This window comes from Paenibacillus sp. PDC88, assembly GCF_900106725.1.
In the GTDB taxonomy this organism is placed as follows: Bacteria; Bacillota; Bacilli; order Paenibacillales; family Paenibacillaceae; genus Paenibacillus; species Paenibacillus shunpengii.
In genome coordinates, this window is record NZ_FNNT01000003.1 from 296,613 (window position 1) to 312,733 (window position 16,121).

A 16,121-nucleotide genomic window follows, 5' to 3' on the forward strand; every position below is an offset into this window, starting at 1 on the left:
ACTTTTTCTCACTGCTCACCGCATTCATTTCAGCACCAGCATTTACTCTACTATACCTTGCTGTATGCACTCTCAAAGTTAAAATAAGTCCGTGCATTCTCGTAGGATATGCCCTGTACAATACTGCCGAGCAGCTCAAGGTCATGCGGCGCCTCTCCGTCCTCTACCCATTCTCCAAGCAGATTGCACAGCAAGCGGCGGAAGTACTCATGCCGTGTATAGGACAAGAAGCTTCTTGAATCGGTCAGCATGCCGACAAATCGACTGAGCAGACCGACGTTAGACAATGCCTTCATCTGGGCGAGCATGCCATCCTTCGTATCGTTGAACCACCATGCCGCACCGAGCTGGATTTTGCCAGGAATACCGTCACCCTGGAAGCTGCCAGCGATCGCAGCCAGCACTTCATTGTCACGAGGATTGAGCGAGTACAGAATCGTTCTTGGCAGCGCATCCTCACTAGCCAGTCCATCCAGCAGCTTCACCAGCGGACCGGCAAGCGGGCTGTCATTGACGGAGTCATAACCAGTATCCGGGCCAAGCAGTCCGAGCATACGTGAGTTGTTGTTTCTTGCTGCATTGATATGGTATTGCATTGCCCAGCCGCGTGCAGCATACAGCTTGCCGAGGAAGATCAGTGTGTAAGTCTTATACTTCTGCTCCTCCAGCAGACTAGCCTTCTCGCCATTTAACACCTTGGCGAAGATGCCAGCTGCTTCCTCGCGGGTTGCTTCCGCATACGGTACATAGTCGAGCGCATGGTCGGATACACGTCCTCCAACAGAATGGAAATAATCTACTCTTGCCTCCAGCACCTCAAGAAACGTATCGTAGCTCGTAATTGAACGTCCAGCAGTCTGCTCCAAGCGGGAGAGCCACTCCCCGAACCCTTCGCGGTTAATCTCAAGCCCCTTATCAGGACGGAATGAAGGCAGCACCGCGGTATCAAAACCATTCAAGTCCCGAATCGCTGTATGATATTCCAGCGTATCCGCAGGATCATCTGTCGTGCAGACTACCGTTACTTTGGATTTGGTAATCAGATCACGAGCACCAAAGCCTTCTCCGTTCAGTTTGGCATTTACTTTCTCCCAGATGACCGGTGCATTCTTCTCGTTAATCAGCTCATAGACGCCGAAGAAACGCTGCAGCTCCAGGTGTGACCACGCATATACCGGATTGCCGATCGTCATCGGCACCGTTCTTGCCCAAGCGAGGAACCGATCGTAATCGCTGACTCCCTCGCCTCCTGTTACATACTTCTCTTCAACCCCGTTTGCCCGCATCAGCCGCCATTTGTAATGATCGCCGTACAGCCAGGCTTCGGTTATATTGCGAAACGTTTTATTCTCATAAATCTCCTTGGGACTCAGGTGGCAGTGATAATCAATAATCGGCATATCCTTTGCATACTTCTCGTACAGCTCAATCGCTGTATCATTCGTAAGTAGAAATTGCTCATCCAAAAAAGACTTCATCTTCCTTGCCCACTCCCTTAAGGTTGATTTTGGTTCGTTCAGGTTTATTTCTGCTCTCAAACTCTAACCTACACCCTTTCCCAAGAAAGTTCAACAATAAAATGAGAACGCTAACAAAAATGTTTACTGAATGGACATGTGCGTGCGCTCACTGACATTTTTCGTGAATTCATGCAATGTAAATGACTGTTGACTGACATGTCGGCATTGTGATGAACCGGAGAATTGAATAGAGAATTTGGTTCAGGGAGAGATTCTGATGATCTATATACCCTTGATTGAAGCAGCTAAAGGTATTATGAAATGGATTCAGGTGAATAACTTTTTCTGAATTTTAACGTTCTTCTATATTGGGAACGGTATAATTGAAGAAAAAAGAAAATGAGGTGTATCGGACAAATGCAAATTACATTTCTGGGGACGGGAGATATGTTCAGCTTCGAACAAGACCACAACAGCGCGATGATCCTGTATAATGACACTCGCCTCATTATTGACTTTCCCGAGTCGAACGCGAAGGTGCTGTATAAGATGGGAATCAAGCTGGATGAGATCAAGGACGTGTTTATTACCCATCTGCACGATGATCACATCAATGGCCTGCAGCAGCTCGGTTATTACGCGCAAGTATTTGGTGAGCAGAAGCCTAGGCTCTACATCCACGAGGATTTAATGGAGCCGCTCTGGCGCTCGCTAGAGCCTGGCATGCGTTATACCGTACAGGGTGAGCGCACCCTAGAAGACTATTTCGAGCTGGTTCCGCTGCGGGAACAGAAGCCCTTCAACATTGGAGGCGTTACATATGAGCTTACGCTCACGAAGCATGTACCCGGCATGCTGAGCTGTGGATTGTATGCTCCCGGGCTATTCTATTACAGCGGTGATGCGACGATGGATTCCGAGCTGCTTGAGCGCATTGCTGATGATGTGCAGATTATTTTCTATGAGTGCCATTTGCAGGACGTGACCATCTCATCGCATACCCATTTGGACGACATCAAGTCTCTACCGCTGCCGATCCAGGCCAAAACGCTGCTCATGCATTACCACGACGGCTATGCGTCACCTGATGCCCGCAAACAATTTAACAAGGGTGCTGTGTCCAAGCTCGTAGAACCGCTGGAGGTGATTCGGCTGCATGAACAATAATCCACAGAACTCCCCCGATGAGAAGCATACTTCAACAGGCCTGCTATCTAAAAACTCTTTCTACATGGTCATGATCGTTATTCTTTTGGTCATTCTCACCATAAGTATTATCATGAGCTCTCTGGGGATTAACATTGCAGTAACTCTCTCGATCTTAATGAGCTGTGTTGAGTGGATGACGAAATTCATCCTGCCCTGGATCTTCCTTTTCTACTTCATCAAGCTCGTCCACAGCTACACTAGATCGAAGCAGGGTTAATCTGCTTGTACTCCCTCCACTCTTCAGGCAGCAAGGAACGGTAAGGCTCCTGTGCGAAGCGGTCATCGACCAGCACGAGCACACCCTCGTCCTCCTCCGTACGGATGAGTCTCCCGCCTGCCTGAAGCACTTTGTTCATTCCCGGGAAAACATAAGCGTAATTAAACCCGTTTCTCCCGGTCTGGTTGAAGTAATCCCGCAGCATATTGTTCTCCAGTCCAATCTGAGGCAGGCCTGTACCTACGACGATTACACCGTTCAGCCTGTCGCCGGGAAGATCAACCCCTTCGGAGAATACGCCCCCGAGCACTGCAAACCCCAGCCGCGTGCGCTCAGGATTCGGCTGGAAGCCGGACAGGAACGCATCCCTCTCCTCCTCGCTCATGGAAGACTGCTGTATGATGGCATCTACACCCTTGCCTTCATCCTGAGTATAGGTTTCATACACTTCCTGCATATAGGAATAGGACGGGAAAAAGACGAGCAGATTTGTCCCCGGCCGCTCCTCCGCGATCCGCTGCAGAAGTCTGGCGATGGCTCCCTTCGACCTCTCCCGGTCGTTGTATCTGACCGACAGCGGTACCAGCCGTACATCGAGCTGATCCTTGCTGAACGGCGAAGGAATGCTGAGCGTATAATCCTCTTCGCCAGCACCCAGCATATCCCGGTAATAATTCATCGGTGACAGCGTGGCAGAGAAATGAATGATAGACCGGTAGCCTTTGCCTGCCTGCCGAAGCAGCTCCGAAGGATCGAGACAATACAGCTTGATTCGGAAGTCACTGCGGATGATCTCCGCATATGTCAGGTAGTGATCATCATAGAGCTTAGCCATTCGAATAAAGTTCTGGGCCGCGAAATACGTGCTAAGCAGCTCTTCCTGCGCTTCGAGACTGACTCGATCTGCAGAAGAGCCGGAGACCAGCTCAATTTCTGCTGTCTCTACGAACTTTTCCAGCCGCTTGATCAGTTCTTCCGGCAGCTCAGACTGAATGATCCGCCCCTCGCTGTTGCAGTTGTTCTTGACTGCGTACAGGAACGAGTTAACCTCTCCGGCCGTTCGGGATACCCCTTCATTGGCCGTCTTGTACTCATCCTTAATCCCGAGAAAGACGGATTTGACGAGCTCCGCCGAGAACATATTCCGGCCTCGATCGACCAGATTGTGAGCCTCATCGACCAGTACGGCCGTCTGCTTCTTCTGGTCCTCAAATAAGCGTTTCAAGGACACTCGGGGATCAAAAATATAATTATAGTCGCATACGACCGCATCCGCCGCGTAAGCAATGTCGAGCGAATATTCAAACGGGCACACCTGGTGCTTGCGGGCATATGCTTCAATAACCGGCCTAGTCATGATCGTCTCGTGCTTCATAATATCCAGAACCGCCCCGTTGATCCGGTCGTAATATCCTTCGCACATCCTGCACTGCCCGGCATCACATGCTTCCTCTTCCTTGAAGCAGATTTTGTCCTTGGCGGTGATTGTCACCGAGTTCATATACAGCCCTTGTGCCTGCATTCGCGCAAAGGCTTCCTCCGCCGTTGCCCGGGTCGTTGTCCGTGCCGTCAAATAGAAGATTTTGCTGATATGTCCTGCTCCGACTGCCTTGACAGCCGGGAATAAAGTCGACATCGTCTTGCCAATTCCTGTCGGCGCCTTCGCCATCAGCCCGGCACCTTCGGAGATCGTTTTGAATACAGCACCTGCCAGCTTGCGCTGTCCCGCACGGTAGGAAGGAAAAGGAAAGCCAAGCGCTTCAATGGACGGCTGGCGCTTCTCTTCATGCTCCCTCAGCATCTCCGCATAAGGCGCATAAGCTTCAACAACTTCTCGTGCAAAGATCTCAAGCTCTTCTATAGAGTGGGTAACCAGCATTCTCTTCTGCTCACCGCTGCCTGTCCGTACATAGGTCAGCTGAATCTGCATGCTTGAGAGTCCCTCTGCCTTGGCATACATATAAGCATACATTTTACCCTGTGCCCAGTGAACCGGAAGCCCGCCACCCAAGTCCTCAAGCGGAGCTGCTGTCGACTTGATCTCATCAATCGTCCATGCCCCGTCCAGCTGAATAAGTCCATCGCATCTCCCTTCCACCTTGAATAGAAGATCTCCGCAGGGGATCTCACCCTTGAGAAATACTTCCTTTTGATCCGTATCTGCATAGGTCTTCTGAATGCTCTGATGAATCCGGGTCCCTTCGTGCATCGTCGCATTCGTCCGGAATCCGCCCGTAATGCTGCCGCTTCGATATACATACTCCACCAGAGGTCTGACAGATATAGAAATTTCATATGGCATGCGTTTCACCCGTTCCTGTTCATTTTCGTCTTCTCACTGTATCAAAATGAAGGTGAAGATACCAGTTCTCTAAGCAGCTTATCCGTATTCGTAAAAGATCGACAAAAACCCCTCTTACGACCACTTGAACGATAGCAGCCAGAGAGGGGTTCTATGAACAATTCGCATGAATTCACTTAAATTCACTTTACTTCTTCGTTTCCTTATAAGGCACGTAATCGGGATAGTCGGTAATAATTCCGTCTACCCTTAGATCAAGCAGGTAGTCCGCTTCCTCTCGGCTGCGCAGTGTCCAAGCATAAATCTTCATTCCTCTAGCATGGATTTGACGAACAAGTGAATGCTCTACTGCATAGATATGTGGATTTACATACGAAGCATAGGCTCGGTATTCATCCAGCTTGTCGTTATCCAAATCTGCAGGATCCTCGATCAGCACACCCGTCGGTACGGTAGGCAGCATATCATGGAATGTCGCCATGGATTCATGGTTAAAGGACTGAACGATCACCTGCCCGGGCCCCATTTTGTCATATCCGTACTTGATCAAGGAGTCCGCCACTTGTCTCTCGATGCCGGGATACAGCTCAGGTGCCTTCAATTCTATGAGAAACCCGATATTCTTACCTCTGTAATGCGCCAGAACCTCTTCGAACGTAGGAATCTGCTGGCTGCTATACTCTCCTCCGAACCAGCTTCCTGCATCCAGGCTTCTCAGCTCCTCCAGCGTATGCATTCTGACTTCTCCCGTCCCGCTTGTCGTCCGATCCAATGTGAGATCATGAATGACGACGAGCTCTCCATCCAGGCTCCGCTGTACATCCAGCTCGATCATACTTGACTGCATTCGGTATGCTAATTCAAAAGCAGCCATCGTATTCTCCGGCGCGTACCCCGCTGCTCCCCGATGGGCAACAACTACCGGATCAGCCGAGTTGGCAGCGGCAATATGATCTGTATCTCCACCAATTCCGATGATGGAAGCGATAAGCAAAGTTCTCAAGGTTTTGACCACGCCCGACTCACCTCTCCTTTTTTTACCTCAACATAACAGGAGAATGTAAAGACCTATCATCATCTGCTGTATATGAATGTAAAGATTTTGAGTTTACTGTTATATACCCGGAATCCATTTCATAATACCTGTATCGTTATTATTTCCATTGATCTGTTTAGTAAATAGAGAAGAGAATAAGCTATTGCTATATTGGATATTGAAAATTAAGTAACAGGAGGTCTAAAGCGATGTATCTATATTTTTTGTCATCACCAATATCGGATGCACTTAAGGAGCACCCTTATTTCACGCTTCAGAATGATGAAGACACACGTTATGTGATCGAACTCGATGCTATGGTCGACAACGACCCGGCCATTCCTGCCTATGAAGCGATTGATGCAAGCGGAAGCCTTAGCGGAAGCAAGTTTATTGTCATGAACAATATTCCGGTCACAGACGATGGAAGAGAAGCATTTGAAGCGAGATTTATGAACCGTGCTCGAAAAGTAGAAGATGAGCCAGGCTTTGCAGGTATCCGCGTGCTTCGTCCGCTGAACAGCGATACGTATGTCATCCTTACCGCATGGGATTCCAAAGCAAGCTTTGAGGCTTGGCAGCAATCCCAGGCCTTTGCCCATGCTCATCAGAAGCGTGATTCTCAAGAAGGTCTGAAGGCTCAAGCTCCTTCAATCTTTGCCCGTCCTTCGTTTATTACGACGTACACGGTGGAATAATCTGATGAAAGACTAACACGATCCTCATGTAAGCCCGTATTACCTGATCCTGATCCTTTAGGGCTGGTGAATGCGGGCTATTTTACATTCATTTCCCACTTGGCGGCTTTTGACAACTTTTTAAATCCATAGGATAATATTTTATTGCAGTGCTGTAACAAGCACCCGATCTTATTGTATACTAATACCATTATTTTACATTGCAGACTGCTTGCAAGTGGAAGGAAGGCGGTACATTTGGAACGCTTCGCTTGGAAGACATTCTTAACCAAGCCGTTTGTTTTCTTTACCTTAATCATGCTGATCAAGAGCTACCTTACCTGGTACGCCATATTTGATGATATCCCATTCTGGCAACCTCTCTTGACTGAGATTCCTTTTGTATGGCTGATCTTTGCCATCATTGAACGCTTCGCTGACAAGCGAAAGATCGGGTATTACATGATGACGAATCTCATCATAACGGTCATCTTTTTTGCTGCTATTATGTACTACAAATATTACGGAGTTATCGTTACCTACCATGCTCTTGCCCAGGTTAATCAGGTAACTTCGGTCAACAGCAGTATCTTCTCACTGCTCGCTCCTTATTATCTGCTTATTTTTGTAGATATCATTGTGCTGCTCGTATATTTCATTCAGCGCCGCATTCGTCAGAATAAGCAGGTATTCTATACCCCGAAGAAGCTGCCACGGCTTGGAAAGAGAACCGCTGTCAGCATATTCGTCATCTCGGCCATCATTACCGTATTTAACATCTGGCCGAACCGGGCAAGTATGAATGAGCTGAATCAAGCGGAATCCATGGGTATACTCAATTACGAGGCCTTCTTGATTGCCTCAGACCGGCCTGAGGACCCCGTGCCTCAGAAGGAGATTACCCAGGAGAGCATTAATGAGCTCAAAGGCATCGATGCACCAGAGTCCATCATTTCCAGCTACTGGGATGCAGCCAAGGGCCGCAATGTGATTATCATACAGCTCGAGTCTTTCCAGAATTTCCTGGTCGGGCTGAATGTGGATGGCCAAGAAGTTACGCCTAATCTGAATAAACTGGCGCAGGAAAGCTTGTATTTCCCGCATTTTTATCAGCAGGTCGGTCAAGGGAATACATCCGACGCCGAGTTTGTCGTCAATTCTTCCTATTACATCCCTCCGCGGGGAGCCGCCTCACAGGAGTATGCGGATTATGAGGTGCCGAGTCTGCCGAGACTGCTTACGGAGAACGGTTATAATACAACCACTTTCCATACAAACCATGTAGAATTCTGGAACCGGCTGGAGATGTACTCGGCTCTCGGTTTTGGAGATTACTATGAATATGACTTTTTCGGGGAAGAAGATATGATTGCATTCGCGGCATCAGATGCCGTGCTGTACCGTAAGACAGCAGAGGAGCTGGCAGCTCTGCAAGAGGAAGGGCGGCCTTTCTATTCACAGGTGATTTCGATGTCTGCCCATCATCCTTACCATTTGCCTGAGGACAGATACAAGATGGACCTGCCGGAACGTTTCGAGGGTACGCTGGTCGGCAATTATATTCGAGCACAGAATTACGCCGATTACGAGTTCGGCCTATTTATAGACCAGCTCAAAAAGAACGGCGTCTGGGATAACAGTCTCATCGTTGTGTATGGCGATCACCTGGGTCTGCCCATCTATTCCCTTGAATCCGATGATAAAGCACTGATGAAGGAAATATTCGGACGTGAATATTCCACGGCAGACATGATCAATATTCCGCTCGTTATTTCCGCCCCAGGTGCCGTAGAAGGTGCAAGAGTAGATCAGCTTGGCGGGCAGGTCGATATTGTACCGACGGTTGCAAGCCTGCTGGGCATCTCAATGGACGATTATATTCATTTCGGACAGGATCTGCTGAGCGGACAGCCGAATCTGCTTCCTGAGCGCTATTATCTGCCAACCGGATCATTCATCAGTCAGGAGGGAATGTTCATTCCCGGCAGTGGCTTTGAGGATGGCAAGCAGTATAAACTGCCCGAGATTGAAGAAACAGCATCAAAGGAATTTATAGATTCTCTTGTGCCGCCTGAAGACCCTCTGCTCGCGAAGGAAGCATCAGGAACGGAAGCTCCTGACGTAAGCCAAGATCAGTACGAACGAGCGCTTGCCCTAATGCATTATTCATACAGCTATGTGTCACAGCTGCCTGAGCGCTCTGACATAGAGGAATAATTTAATTAAGTAGATATATAATGATAAGAAATAAGCCTTCTGCCGCTGGCAGAAGGCTTATATTTATTCTATATGCGGACCGGATCAGACATCCGCTCCGAGCTAGGCGTCATAACTGTCCGCAGATCATTCAGCTTCGCTATTGTCAGCCCAATTAGAGCGGAAGCAGCGCCTGCTCCTCCTGCTCCTCCAGCTTATCCACCATGGAAGTCCACTCTGCCGGCTTGACAGGCAGCACTGCATAATAGCGCTTCAGGAAGTTCGCCACCAGCTTGCTGGAGATCCCCTTCTGTGATTCATCTGTCGGCATGAAGCACAGATCAAGGCCGCCGACCGCCTGTCCATCACCTTGCCATGAAGGATGAACATAAGGGAAATCAATCTTTTTATAACCTAGATGAGACAGCACTTCTCTACGTACATAAGGATTCATCGACTTGATGCCGCCAAATTCATGCTCATCCGATATGTAGGGATTATAAATCTCGGCAAACATGCCGAAGAGCTCCTTGCCTTCCGCCTGCGCCAAGCTTCTCAGATCGCGCCGGCGTGCATTGGCCAGAAACGGTCCAATCCCAAGTCCATCATGCCCGATAATCGTGAAATCGGTCATCGCTACATTCCAATCCGAATAATAGCGATACTCCGTAGCTCCAACCACCTGATCGTCCAGCACCGCCACAAATACCCGGATCCCCGGGTCCTTTAATGGTTCCTCCCACAGTGAGAATTCAAGCACTTCCTCCGGGGGAAACACCTCTTGCATCAGCTTATGCATTTGTGCAAAGAGCGGATCCTTGATCGAGACAATACGAATATATTCCATTATGACTACCTCCTCGTTCACCTTAATTAACTAGCCCGCATTCTCATTTTACGATTCTGCGCATAATTCAGTTTTATTTAAACGGATTGCGCCATTCCATCAGTGCTCCATAGTGACAGGATTCCTCGTCATCCAGGTAATTCTCAGCGACGGCCACAGGTGTTCGTCCACAGCGCAGCAAAAAGGAAATGACGGGATCACGAAGCTCACCGCAGGCGACCGCAGACAGGTAATCCGCAGCACTCATCCTGTCCGCCACTTTATGGTACCCGGGCATTCGGCCGCCTCCCAGAAGCCGCTGAGCACCTTCCTGTATAACGACATGGTACATGGATTGCATGAGCAGCTGTCCAATGCCGAGTTTGCGATAAGCAGGACGGACGCTGATATCCACGACATATAGTGTATCACCATCCGGCTGGTGATTTCGAATATAACCTTCGTCAGTTGCTTCTGCCCAGGTATGTTCGGGATGTGCCGGGTCAAACATCGTTCGAAGCCCCGTCATTGAACCGGCTAGTATGCCGTCTACCTCAACCGTAAGTGCCCCTTGTGGAAACAGGGTAATATGACTGCTCAGCTGTTCTCTGCTCCACCACAGCTCCGGTGGGAATGGAGGCGGAAAGCATTCTGCCTGAATCGCAATCAGCTCATCAAAGTCGGTCTCGGTATAATTCCGAACGACGGCAGGAACCGGCTTACCCTCACTTAGGATATACATTTCTTTACGATACACCGCCAAGCTCACCTGCCTTTTCTACCAGTCTGGGTACAGATCCACCCGGCGGTCACGCCAGGTTGTTACCGCTCCGCGCTCACGCACTTCATACAGCAGGTCAAGATCCAGATCCGCGGTTACGATCATATCGTCATTGATTTCCCCTTCGGCCATAATTCCGCGCGGCGGAAACGGAATATCATTCGGCGTAATAATCGCAGCCTGACCATAATTGGCCCGCATGAAGTCAACGGTCGGCAGGCTTCCGACCGTTCCGGTCAGAACCACATATACTTGATTCTCTACAGCTCTCGCATGGCTTGTGTATCGAACACGATAGAATCCGTGACGGTCATCCGTACAAGAAGGGCAGAAGATCACATCCGCTCCCTTGGCTTTGGCCATACGAACAATTTCAGGAAACTCAATATCGTAGCAGGTCAGCACGGCAATCGTTCCTTTATCCGTCTCAAATACCGTTAATCCCTCGCCTGCCCCCATATTCCATTCCTTCACTTCCGTAGGCGTAATATGCAGCTTCGGCTGCCGGCCGATCAGGCCATTCGGATAAAATAGATGTGCGGTATTCAGCAGCTTGTCATCCTTCTTGATCACATGAGTGCCTGCAATAATATGGACATTGTACTGCTTGGCGAGCTGTGTAAACAAAGCCTCGTAAGCCTCCGTAAAATTCGGCAAATCCTCGATCCCAAGTGCATTCCTATTCTCATCGCCGATCGACATCAGCTGTGTTGTCATAAACTCTGGAAACAGGATAAACTCGGCGTCAAATTCCTCGGCTGTCTTTATATAATGCTCCACTTGGGCTGCAAACTGCTCAAAGCTGGTAATAGTCTGAAGCTTGTATTGTACGGCAGATACACGCAGTTTCATTCGGGCTTCCTCCTTCACTTATCTAAAGTTCGATGTGGGTCATGGTCTAAGTATTGAATCGTCACTTCAAAGCCATTGTATCAGGGAATATCCCTTCTGTTTAGTGCTTAGGCTTAAGCATTTTCTCTGAGAAAGCAATCCACTCTCGTACCGCAAATGACTGGTAGCGGTCCTTCCGCCACACCATGCCGAGATCCCACGGAATCCGCTCCTTCAGCTTAAGGATCCTTACCTCCTCTTGGCGAAGCTCTCTGCAGATCGTCTCCGGCAGCAGAGCAACCCCGAGTCCGGCGGCAACCATGTTGCTGATCAGATCCCACTGTGCGCTCTCATATATAATTCGCGGCTGATATCCTGCCTTCTGACAGGCTCCAATAATCCGGTCATGCAGTGAGAAATCCTCGCGGAACAAAATAAATCCATCCTCGCTAAGCTCGGCGAGCTGAATCTCATCCTGTTCTGCAAGTGGATGTGTTGGGTGAAGGACGACCTTCAGGGATTCATCAACGAAGATATAGCTGTCGAATAAATCCTCATCTGCAGGCAGTACCGTCACCCCCACGTCCAGCGCACCCGACAGAATGTCATTCTCGACCTTCTTCCCGCCATCCTCAAACAGCTCAATTGTAATGTTCGGATACTGCTTATAAAATGCACCAATTACTTTAGGAAAAAAAGAAGCGCCGATCATAGGCGGGAGTCCGATCCGGATATGCCCCTTCTTCAAATTCATCAGGTCATCCAGCTCAGAGGATAAATTGTGGAATGAAGTCACAATCTCCTGGGCCTGACGGGCAAATACTTCACCTGCATCGGTCAGCTTCACATTCTTGCCATAACGGTCAAGCAGGGTCACACCAAGCTCGTCTTCCAGACTTTTTACCGTTTTGCTGATCGTTGGCTGCGTGATGAACAGCACCTGCGCTGCCTTCGTGAAGCTGTGCTGCCTCGCCACCTCTAGAAAATACTGCAAATGCCGAATATCCATGGATTAATAATCACCTTCTATAGAAAAATGGAATGACAGGCATGCTTAATATGCATTTTACTCATGAAAATGAATCATGTAAAATTTCAGTAACAACTAGTATACATTCTAGGAGAATGGAAGACATTATTATCACTTTAATATAAAGGAGGCGGACTCATCTTATGAAGCAAACGGGAAAGATCCTATTTCAAGTCGTGATTCTGCTCGTCATCTCATTTGTGATGAATGGGTTGGTACAGCTCTTACAGCTGCCGATCCCCGGCTCCATCATTGGCATGCTATTGCTATTCATATTGTTGAAGACCGGTATCGTTAAGCTGCGCTGGATCGAGGCCGGTGCCAGCTGGCTGCTGGCTGAAATGCTGCTATTCTTCATTCCTTCCGCTGTCGGCATCATGAACCATCTAGATCTCATGAAACAGAGCGGTCTCAGCATTCTGCTCGTGATTCTTATCAGCACATTTATCGTCATGGCACTATCCGGGCTTGCGGCTCAGGCAATCACCAAGAGAAAGGAGAATAAACCCTATGACAGCCCTGCTGTGTCTCCTGTTCACCATAGCCATCTATCTGCTGGCCAAAAAAATGTATAAACAATTTCCTAAGGTCTACCTTTCCCCGCTGCTTATCGTACCTGCGGTAATTGTCGTCGTTCTGCTTCTAACCGGTACGTCTTATGAGTCATATAACGAGGGCGGCAGTTTGATTACACTGCTGCTTCAGCCTGCTACAATCGCTTTTGCAATACCGCTCTACAAGCATTTCGATGCTTTAAAGAAGAATTGGCGAGAGATCGCCATTGGAGTTACAAGCGGCTCGCTCACCGCCATCATCTCCACTATGGTTACCGCAAGATGGTTTAATCTGGACACAGCGCTGGAAACCAGTCTCGTCCCTCACTCCATCACAACACCGATAGCCATGGATATTTCGACAATGATCGACGGAATTCCGCAAATAACCGCCGTTTTCGTTGTCATTACAGGTCTCACTGGGCTGCTGATCGGACCCAATGTAGTAAAATGGCTGAAAATCGATGGAGAGATTGCCAGGGGAATCGCTTTTGGTACAAGTGCGCACGGTACCGGGACTTCCAAAGCATTCGAATACAGCCCGCTGACAGGTACCATTTCGAGTATATCCATGGTTCTCGCCGCTCTCATTACCCTCATGGTCTCCCCCCTATTTTCGGTATTTCTATAATATTAGTCTATTATATTGGCTAATTTTTGAAAAAACCTATTGTATTGCAGTACATTCTTCCCTTAAAATGAAGAAATGATAATATCTGCTGATTAGCGGGGGAGATTACCCATGAAAAGAACCGGTATGAAAAGAGCGCTCGACCGTCTTGGCCGAATTGTACTTCCCAAGGAAATGCGTGACACCATGGAGATCGATATCGGAGATCCGCTGGAGTTTTTTATTGAAGGTAAAGAATTAATTCTTCGTAAATACAAGTCTACTCTATGCATTTTTTGTGGAAATGTGGACACGGAGATGTATTTCAAGGAACAATTTATTTGTAAGAGCTGCGCTCAGGAACTGAAATTCACGGATCATTCGGTGGACATGCCTGAGTCTGATCGACAAGGTTCGACTAATTCCAACCAAGAACACCGCTTATCCCCATTTACAGATTCGAAATTCGCAGGATCATCAACTGTACATAAACATCTTTATTCAACGGGATCGGATGAATTTGCCCGTGACGTACGTCCCAAGACAGCCCAAATGCTTCGCAGGATGAAAGAAATTATAGAAGGCAATCCAGGTATCTCGCAGAATCAAATCGCTGAGAAGTTAGGTATTAGTCAAGGCCGTGTATCTCAGCTCAAGAAGCTCCTCTAGTCATATTAATATGAATTACTATAACCCTCTCGGTAGATCGAGAGGGTTTCGTTTTTTTTATTCACAGCTTGACTCGAATTTATTGAGTTAAGAGGTATAATAGAGTTATATCCATTAGTATGATTCTGTTCTATTATAATTCGAGGTGATCTCATGGAGCCCCAAAACAACGAGCGATGCCCGATTACCCAGGCAATGGACCTCTTAGGCAAGAAATGGGCTGTCCTCATTATGTATCATTTATTATCTGGCCCGAAACGCTTTACGGAGCTGGAAGCAGCTATGGCTATCAGCGGGCGGCTGCTGTCCGAAAGACTGAAGGAGATGGAGGTCGCTGGTATTGTCACCCGTAAGATGTATCCGGAGATTCCTCCACGCGTCGAGTACGAGCTCACGGATAAGGGCCATGCCATTGAACCGGTCATTAAAGAAATTTACGAATGGTCCACCGAGTGGATTATATAAATTTATGAGTTACAGCCCTGAGCAGAATCGATCGATAAGAATCTGTCCCAGGGCTGTTTGCTATTGTCATGTATGTTTAATGAGGATCATAAAAGGGAAACACGTTCTCCGGTCTGCGCAGATTTCAGGGCAGCCACGGTGACTGCTTGTGTACGAACCGCGTCCGAGTAATCGGAACGGATACGGCTTCGATCACCTGTACGCAGGGCATGAATGAAGGCTTCATTTTCCAGCAAGTATGCGTTGCCCTTATTCTCTATTGTTGTCATCCCTGCAGGTTCGGGCTGCGCAATCTGCAGCCTCTCCGGATTCCAATCCCATACACCATGAGATGAATAGAAGGTCAGCCCACTGCTACCCGGTACACCATCCGGTAGAATACATGTGTTGGAAATATTTGCTACGGCTCCGCTCTCAAGCCGCAAATTGACCGTTCCTACATCAGGTACGCTTACACCTTCATGCAGCTCGTGAAGGCTGCGGTTTGCGTACATAGCCTGAACCTCCACCACTTCTCCGGCCACATATCTCAGCAAATCTACAATATGTGTCGTTTGCTCAATAAATTGTCCGCCTGATCCTTCCTGACGCCGCCACCAAGCGACTCCTGGCATGCCTCCATTCCATGCTCCGTTCGCCATGCCAATGGTATGTCCGGCCAGATCCAGCCTCAGCTGGTCCACCGTCTCCTGATAACGGAAATGATAGCCCACCGATGTCAGCAGCCCCTTCTCCCGAATGGCAGCCTCGATCTTCTGCGGTAATAGAAGATCCGTTGCCAGCGGCTTTTCAACGAGAAATGGAATATTCCGCTCAATGAGCGCAAGCTCAATCTCCCCATGAGACATAGGCGGAACACAAATATATACGGCATCCAGCTGTTCAGCATCCAGCATATCTGTCAGCTGATCGTAACCCTTTGCAGCATAGTCTGCTGCCATTCGGTCTGCCTTCTCCGAGCTTGTCCCAAGGATGGATTGAACTTGTACACCCTCCATCTGCTGCAGCAGCCCGGCGTGCACCTTACTGAACCAGCCCGTGCCGATAATTCCAATTCTGAGTGTCATCTCGCCAATTCCCCTTTTCTAATTAAGATAACGGTTTCACTGAGAACCACAACCCATGAAACGCCTCCGCATGTTATCATCATTTTCCTTATTAAGGATAACAAATTTAACCGGCGAACTCTATCTAAACCACCGAAAAAAATGCCCTCCTGAAGAGGGCATACATCTTAATCATTATTTGTTCTGAATTG

The 16,121-nt window shown here is 48.4% G+C and carries 16 protein-coding genes; 8 read left to right on the top strand and 8 right to left on the bottom strand.

Annotation, left to right across the window (positions count from 1 at the left end; all coding sequences use genetic code 11):
- Positions 1–50: 50 nt before the first annotated feature.
- Positions 51–1,478, bottom strand: coding sequence for a glucuronate isomerase (gene uxaC / locus BLW49_RS11890; protein WP_090724800.1), 1,428 nt, complete (start codon positions 1,476–1,478; stop codon positions 51–53).
- A 399-nt stretch (positions 1,479–1,877) separates the two neighbouring features.
- Between uxaC and BLW49_RS11895 the strand changes: the two genes are divergently transcribed.
- The gene (locus tag BLW49_RS11895; protein WP_177178722.1) at positions 1,878–2,627 is read left to right on the top strand and encodes an MBL fold metallo-hydrolase; all 750 of its coding nucleotides are present in this window, start codon (positions 1,878–1,880) and stop codon (positions 2,625–2,627) included.
- Entirely contained in the window at positions 2,617–2,886 is a 270-nt protein-coding gene (locus BLW49_RS11900; RefSeq protein WP_090724803.1) for a hypothetical protein, read from the top strand. The genes BLW49_RS11895 and BLW49_RS11900 overlap by 11 nt, the downstream gene beginning before the upstream one ends.
- Here BLW49_RS11900 and BLW49_RS11905 read toward each other — a convergent pair.
- Both BLW49_RS11905 and BLW49_RS11910 read right to left on the bottom strand, forming a co-directional pair.
- Positions 2,867–5,188, bottom strand: coding sequence for an ATP-dependent DNA helicase (locus BLW49_RS11905; RefSeq protein ID WP_090724806.1), 2,322 nt, complete (start codon positions 5,186–5,188; stop codon positions 2,867–2,869). The genes BLW49_RS11900 and BLW49_RS11905 overlap by 20 nt on opposite strands.
- Positions 5,189–5,375: 187 nt before the next feature.
- On the bottom strand, positions 5,376–6,203 hold the full coding sequence (locus BLW49_RS11910; RefSeq protein WP_076314378.1) for a glycerophosphodiester phosphodiesterase: 828 nt from the start codon (positions 6,201–6,203) through the stop codon (positions 5,376–5,378).
- A gap of 230 nt (positions 6,204–6,433) precedes the next feature.
- On the opposite strand from BLW49_RS11910, the gene BLW49_RS11915 reads away from it, so the two are divergent.
- Complete coding sequence (locus BLW49_RS11915; RefSeq protein WP_090724807.1) at positions 6,434–6,922, top strand: antibiotic biosynthesis monooxygenase family protein; 489 nt, start codon at positions 6,434–6,436, stop codon at positions 6,920–6,922.
- A 297-nt stretch (positions 6,923–7,219) separates the two neighbouring features.
- Positions 7,220–9,118, top strand: a complete 1,899-nt coding sequence (locus tag BLW49_RS11920) for an LTA synthase family protein (RefSeq protein WP_090725083.1) — start codon at positions 7,220–7,222, stop codon at positions 9,116–9,118.
- Positions 9,119–9,272: 154 nt separating this feature from the next.
- On the opposite strand, the gene BLW49_RS11925 is transcribed toward BLW49_RS11920, so the two are convergent.
- From BLW49_RS11925 to BLW49_RS11940, 4 genes are all read right to left on the bottom strand, one after another.
- Entirely contained in the window at positions 9,273–9,944 is a 672-nt protein-coding gene (locus BLW49_RS11925) for a GNAT family N-acetyltransferase (protein ID WP_090724809.1), read from the bottom strand.
- 73 nt (positions 9,945–10,017) lie between these two features.
- Positions 10,018–10,680, bottom strand: coding sequence for a GNAT family N-acetyltransferase (locus BLW49_RS11930; protein WP_256209728.1), 663 nt, complete (start codon positions 10,678–10,680; stop codon positions 10,018–10,020).
- Positions 10,681–10,701: 21 nt separating this feature from the next.
- Entirely contained in the window at positions 10,702–11,556 is an 855-nt protein-coding gene (locus BLW49_RS11935; RefSeq protein ID WP_076314374.1) for a carbon-nitrogen hydrolase family protein, read from the bottom strand.
- A 100-nt stretch (positions 11,557–11,656) separates the two neighbouring features.
- Positions 11,657–12,544, bottom strand: coding sequence for a cidABC operon transcriptional activator CidR (locus tag BLW49_RS11940; RefSeq protein WP_090724811.1), 888 nt, complete (start codon positions 12,542–12,544; stop codon positions 11,657–11,659).
- Positions 12,545–12,708: 164 nt separating this feature from the next.
- Between BLW49_RS11940 and BLW49_RS11945 the strand changes: the two genes are divergently transcribed.
- The 4 genes from BLW49_RS11945 to BLW49_RS11960 all read left to right on the top strand — a co-directional run bounded on the left by BLW49_RS11945 (position 12,709) and on the right by BLW49_RS11960 (position 14,863).
- On the top strand, positions 12,709–13,140 hold the full coding sequence (locus BLW49_RS11945) for a CidA/LrgA family protein (RefSeq protein WP_076314372.1): 432 nt from the start codon (positions 12,709–12,711) through the stop codon (positions 13,138–13,140).
- On the top strand, positions 13,076–13,750 hold the full coding sequence (locus BLW49_RS11950; RefSeq protein ID WP_090724813.1) for a CidB/LrgB family autolysis modulator: 675 nt from the start codon (positions 13,076–13,078) through the stop codon (positions 13,748–13,750). The genes BLW49_RS11945 and BLW49_RS11950 overlap by 65 nt, the downstream gene beginning before the upstream one ends.
- A 111-nt stretch (positions 13,751–13,861) precedes the next feature.
- Entirely contained in the window at positions 13,862–14,398 is a 537-nt protein-coding gene (locus tag BLW49_RS11955) for an AbrB/MazE/SpoVT family DNA-binding domain-containing protein (protein ID WP_076314370.1), read from the top strand.
- 153 nt (positions 14,399–14,551) lie between these two features.
- The gene (locus tag BLW49_RS11960) at positions 14,552–14,863 is read left to right on the top strand and encodes a winged helix-turn-helix transcriptional regulator (protein WP_076314369.1); all 312 of its coding nucleotides are present in this window, start codon (positions 14,552–14,554) and stop codon (positions 14,861–14,863) included.
- An 86-nt stretch (positions 14,864–14,949) separates the two neighbouring features.
- Here the strand turns inward: BLW49_RS11960 and BLW49_RS11965 are convergent, their stop codons facing one another.
- The gene (locus tag BLW49_RS11965) at positions 14,950–15,930 is read right to left on the bottom strand and encodes a Gfo/Idh/MocA family protein (RefSeq protein ID WP_076314368.1); all 981 of its coding nucleotides are present in this window, start codon (positions 15,928–15,930) and stop codon (positions 14,950–14,952) included.
- Positions 15,931–16,121 lie beyond the last annotated feature (191 nt).

Bases quoted from the DNA above. Each gene is read 5' to 3' on its own strand.
- uxaC (WP_090724800.1), bottom strand. From the start codon at position 1,478: ATGAAGTCTTTTTTGGATGAGCAATTTCTACTTACGAATGATACAGCG.
- BLW49_RS11895 (WP_177178722.1), top strand. From the start codon at position 1,878: ATGCAAATTACATTTCTGGGGACGGGAGATATGTTCAGCTTCGAACAA.
- BLW49_RS11900 (WP_090724803.1), top strand. From the start codon at position 2,617: ATGAACAATAATCCACAGAACTCCCCCGATGAGAAGCATACTTCAACA.
- BLW49_RS11905 (WP_090724806.1), bottom strand. From the start codon at position 5,188: ATGCCATATGAAATTTCTATATCTGTCAGACCTCTGGTGGAGTATGTA.
- BLW49_RS11915 (WP_090724807.1), top strand. From the start codon at position 6,434: ATGTATCTATATTTTTTGTCATCACCAATATCGGATGCACTTAAGGAG.
- BLW49_RS11920 (WP_090725083.1), top strand. From the start codon at position 7,220: ATGCTGATCAAGAGCTACCTTACCTGGTACGCCATATTTGATGATATC.
- BLW49_RS11925 (WP_090724809.1), bottom strand. From the start codon at position 9,944: ATGGAATATATTCGTATTGTCTCGATCAAGGATCCGCTCTTTGCACAA.
- BLW49_RS11935 (WP_076314374.1), bottom strand. From the start codon at position 11,556: ATGAAACTGCGTGTATCTGCCGTACAATACAAGCTTCAGACTATTACC.
- BLW49_RS11940 (WP_090724811.1), bottom strand. From the start codon at position 12,544: ATGGATATTCGGCATTTGCAGTATTTTCTAGAGGTGGCGAGGCAGCAC.
- BLW49_RS11945 (WP_076314372.1), top strand. From the start codon at position 12,709: ATGAAGCAAACGGGAAAGATCCTATTTCAAGTCGTGATTCTGCTCGTC.
- BLW49_RS11950 (WP_090724813.1), top strand. From the start codon at position 13,076: ATGACAGCCCTGCTGTGTCTCCTGTTCACCATAGCCATCTATCTGCTG.
- BLW49_RS11955 (WP_076314370.1), top strand. From the start codon at position 13,862: ATGAAAAGAACCGGTATGAAAAGAGCGCTCGACCGTCTTGGCCGAATT.
- BLW49_RS11960 (WP_076314369.1), top strand. From the start codon at position 14,552: ATGGAGCCCCAAAACAACGAGCGATGCCCGATTACCCAGGCAATGGAC.
- BLW49_RS11965 (WP_076314368.1), bottom strand. From the start codon at position 15,930: ATGACACTCAGAATTGGAATTATCGGCACGGGCTGGTTCAGTAAGGTG.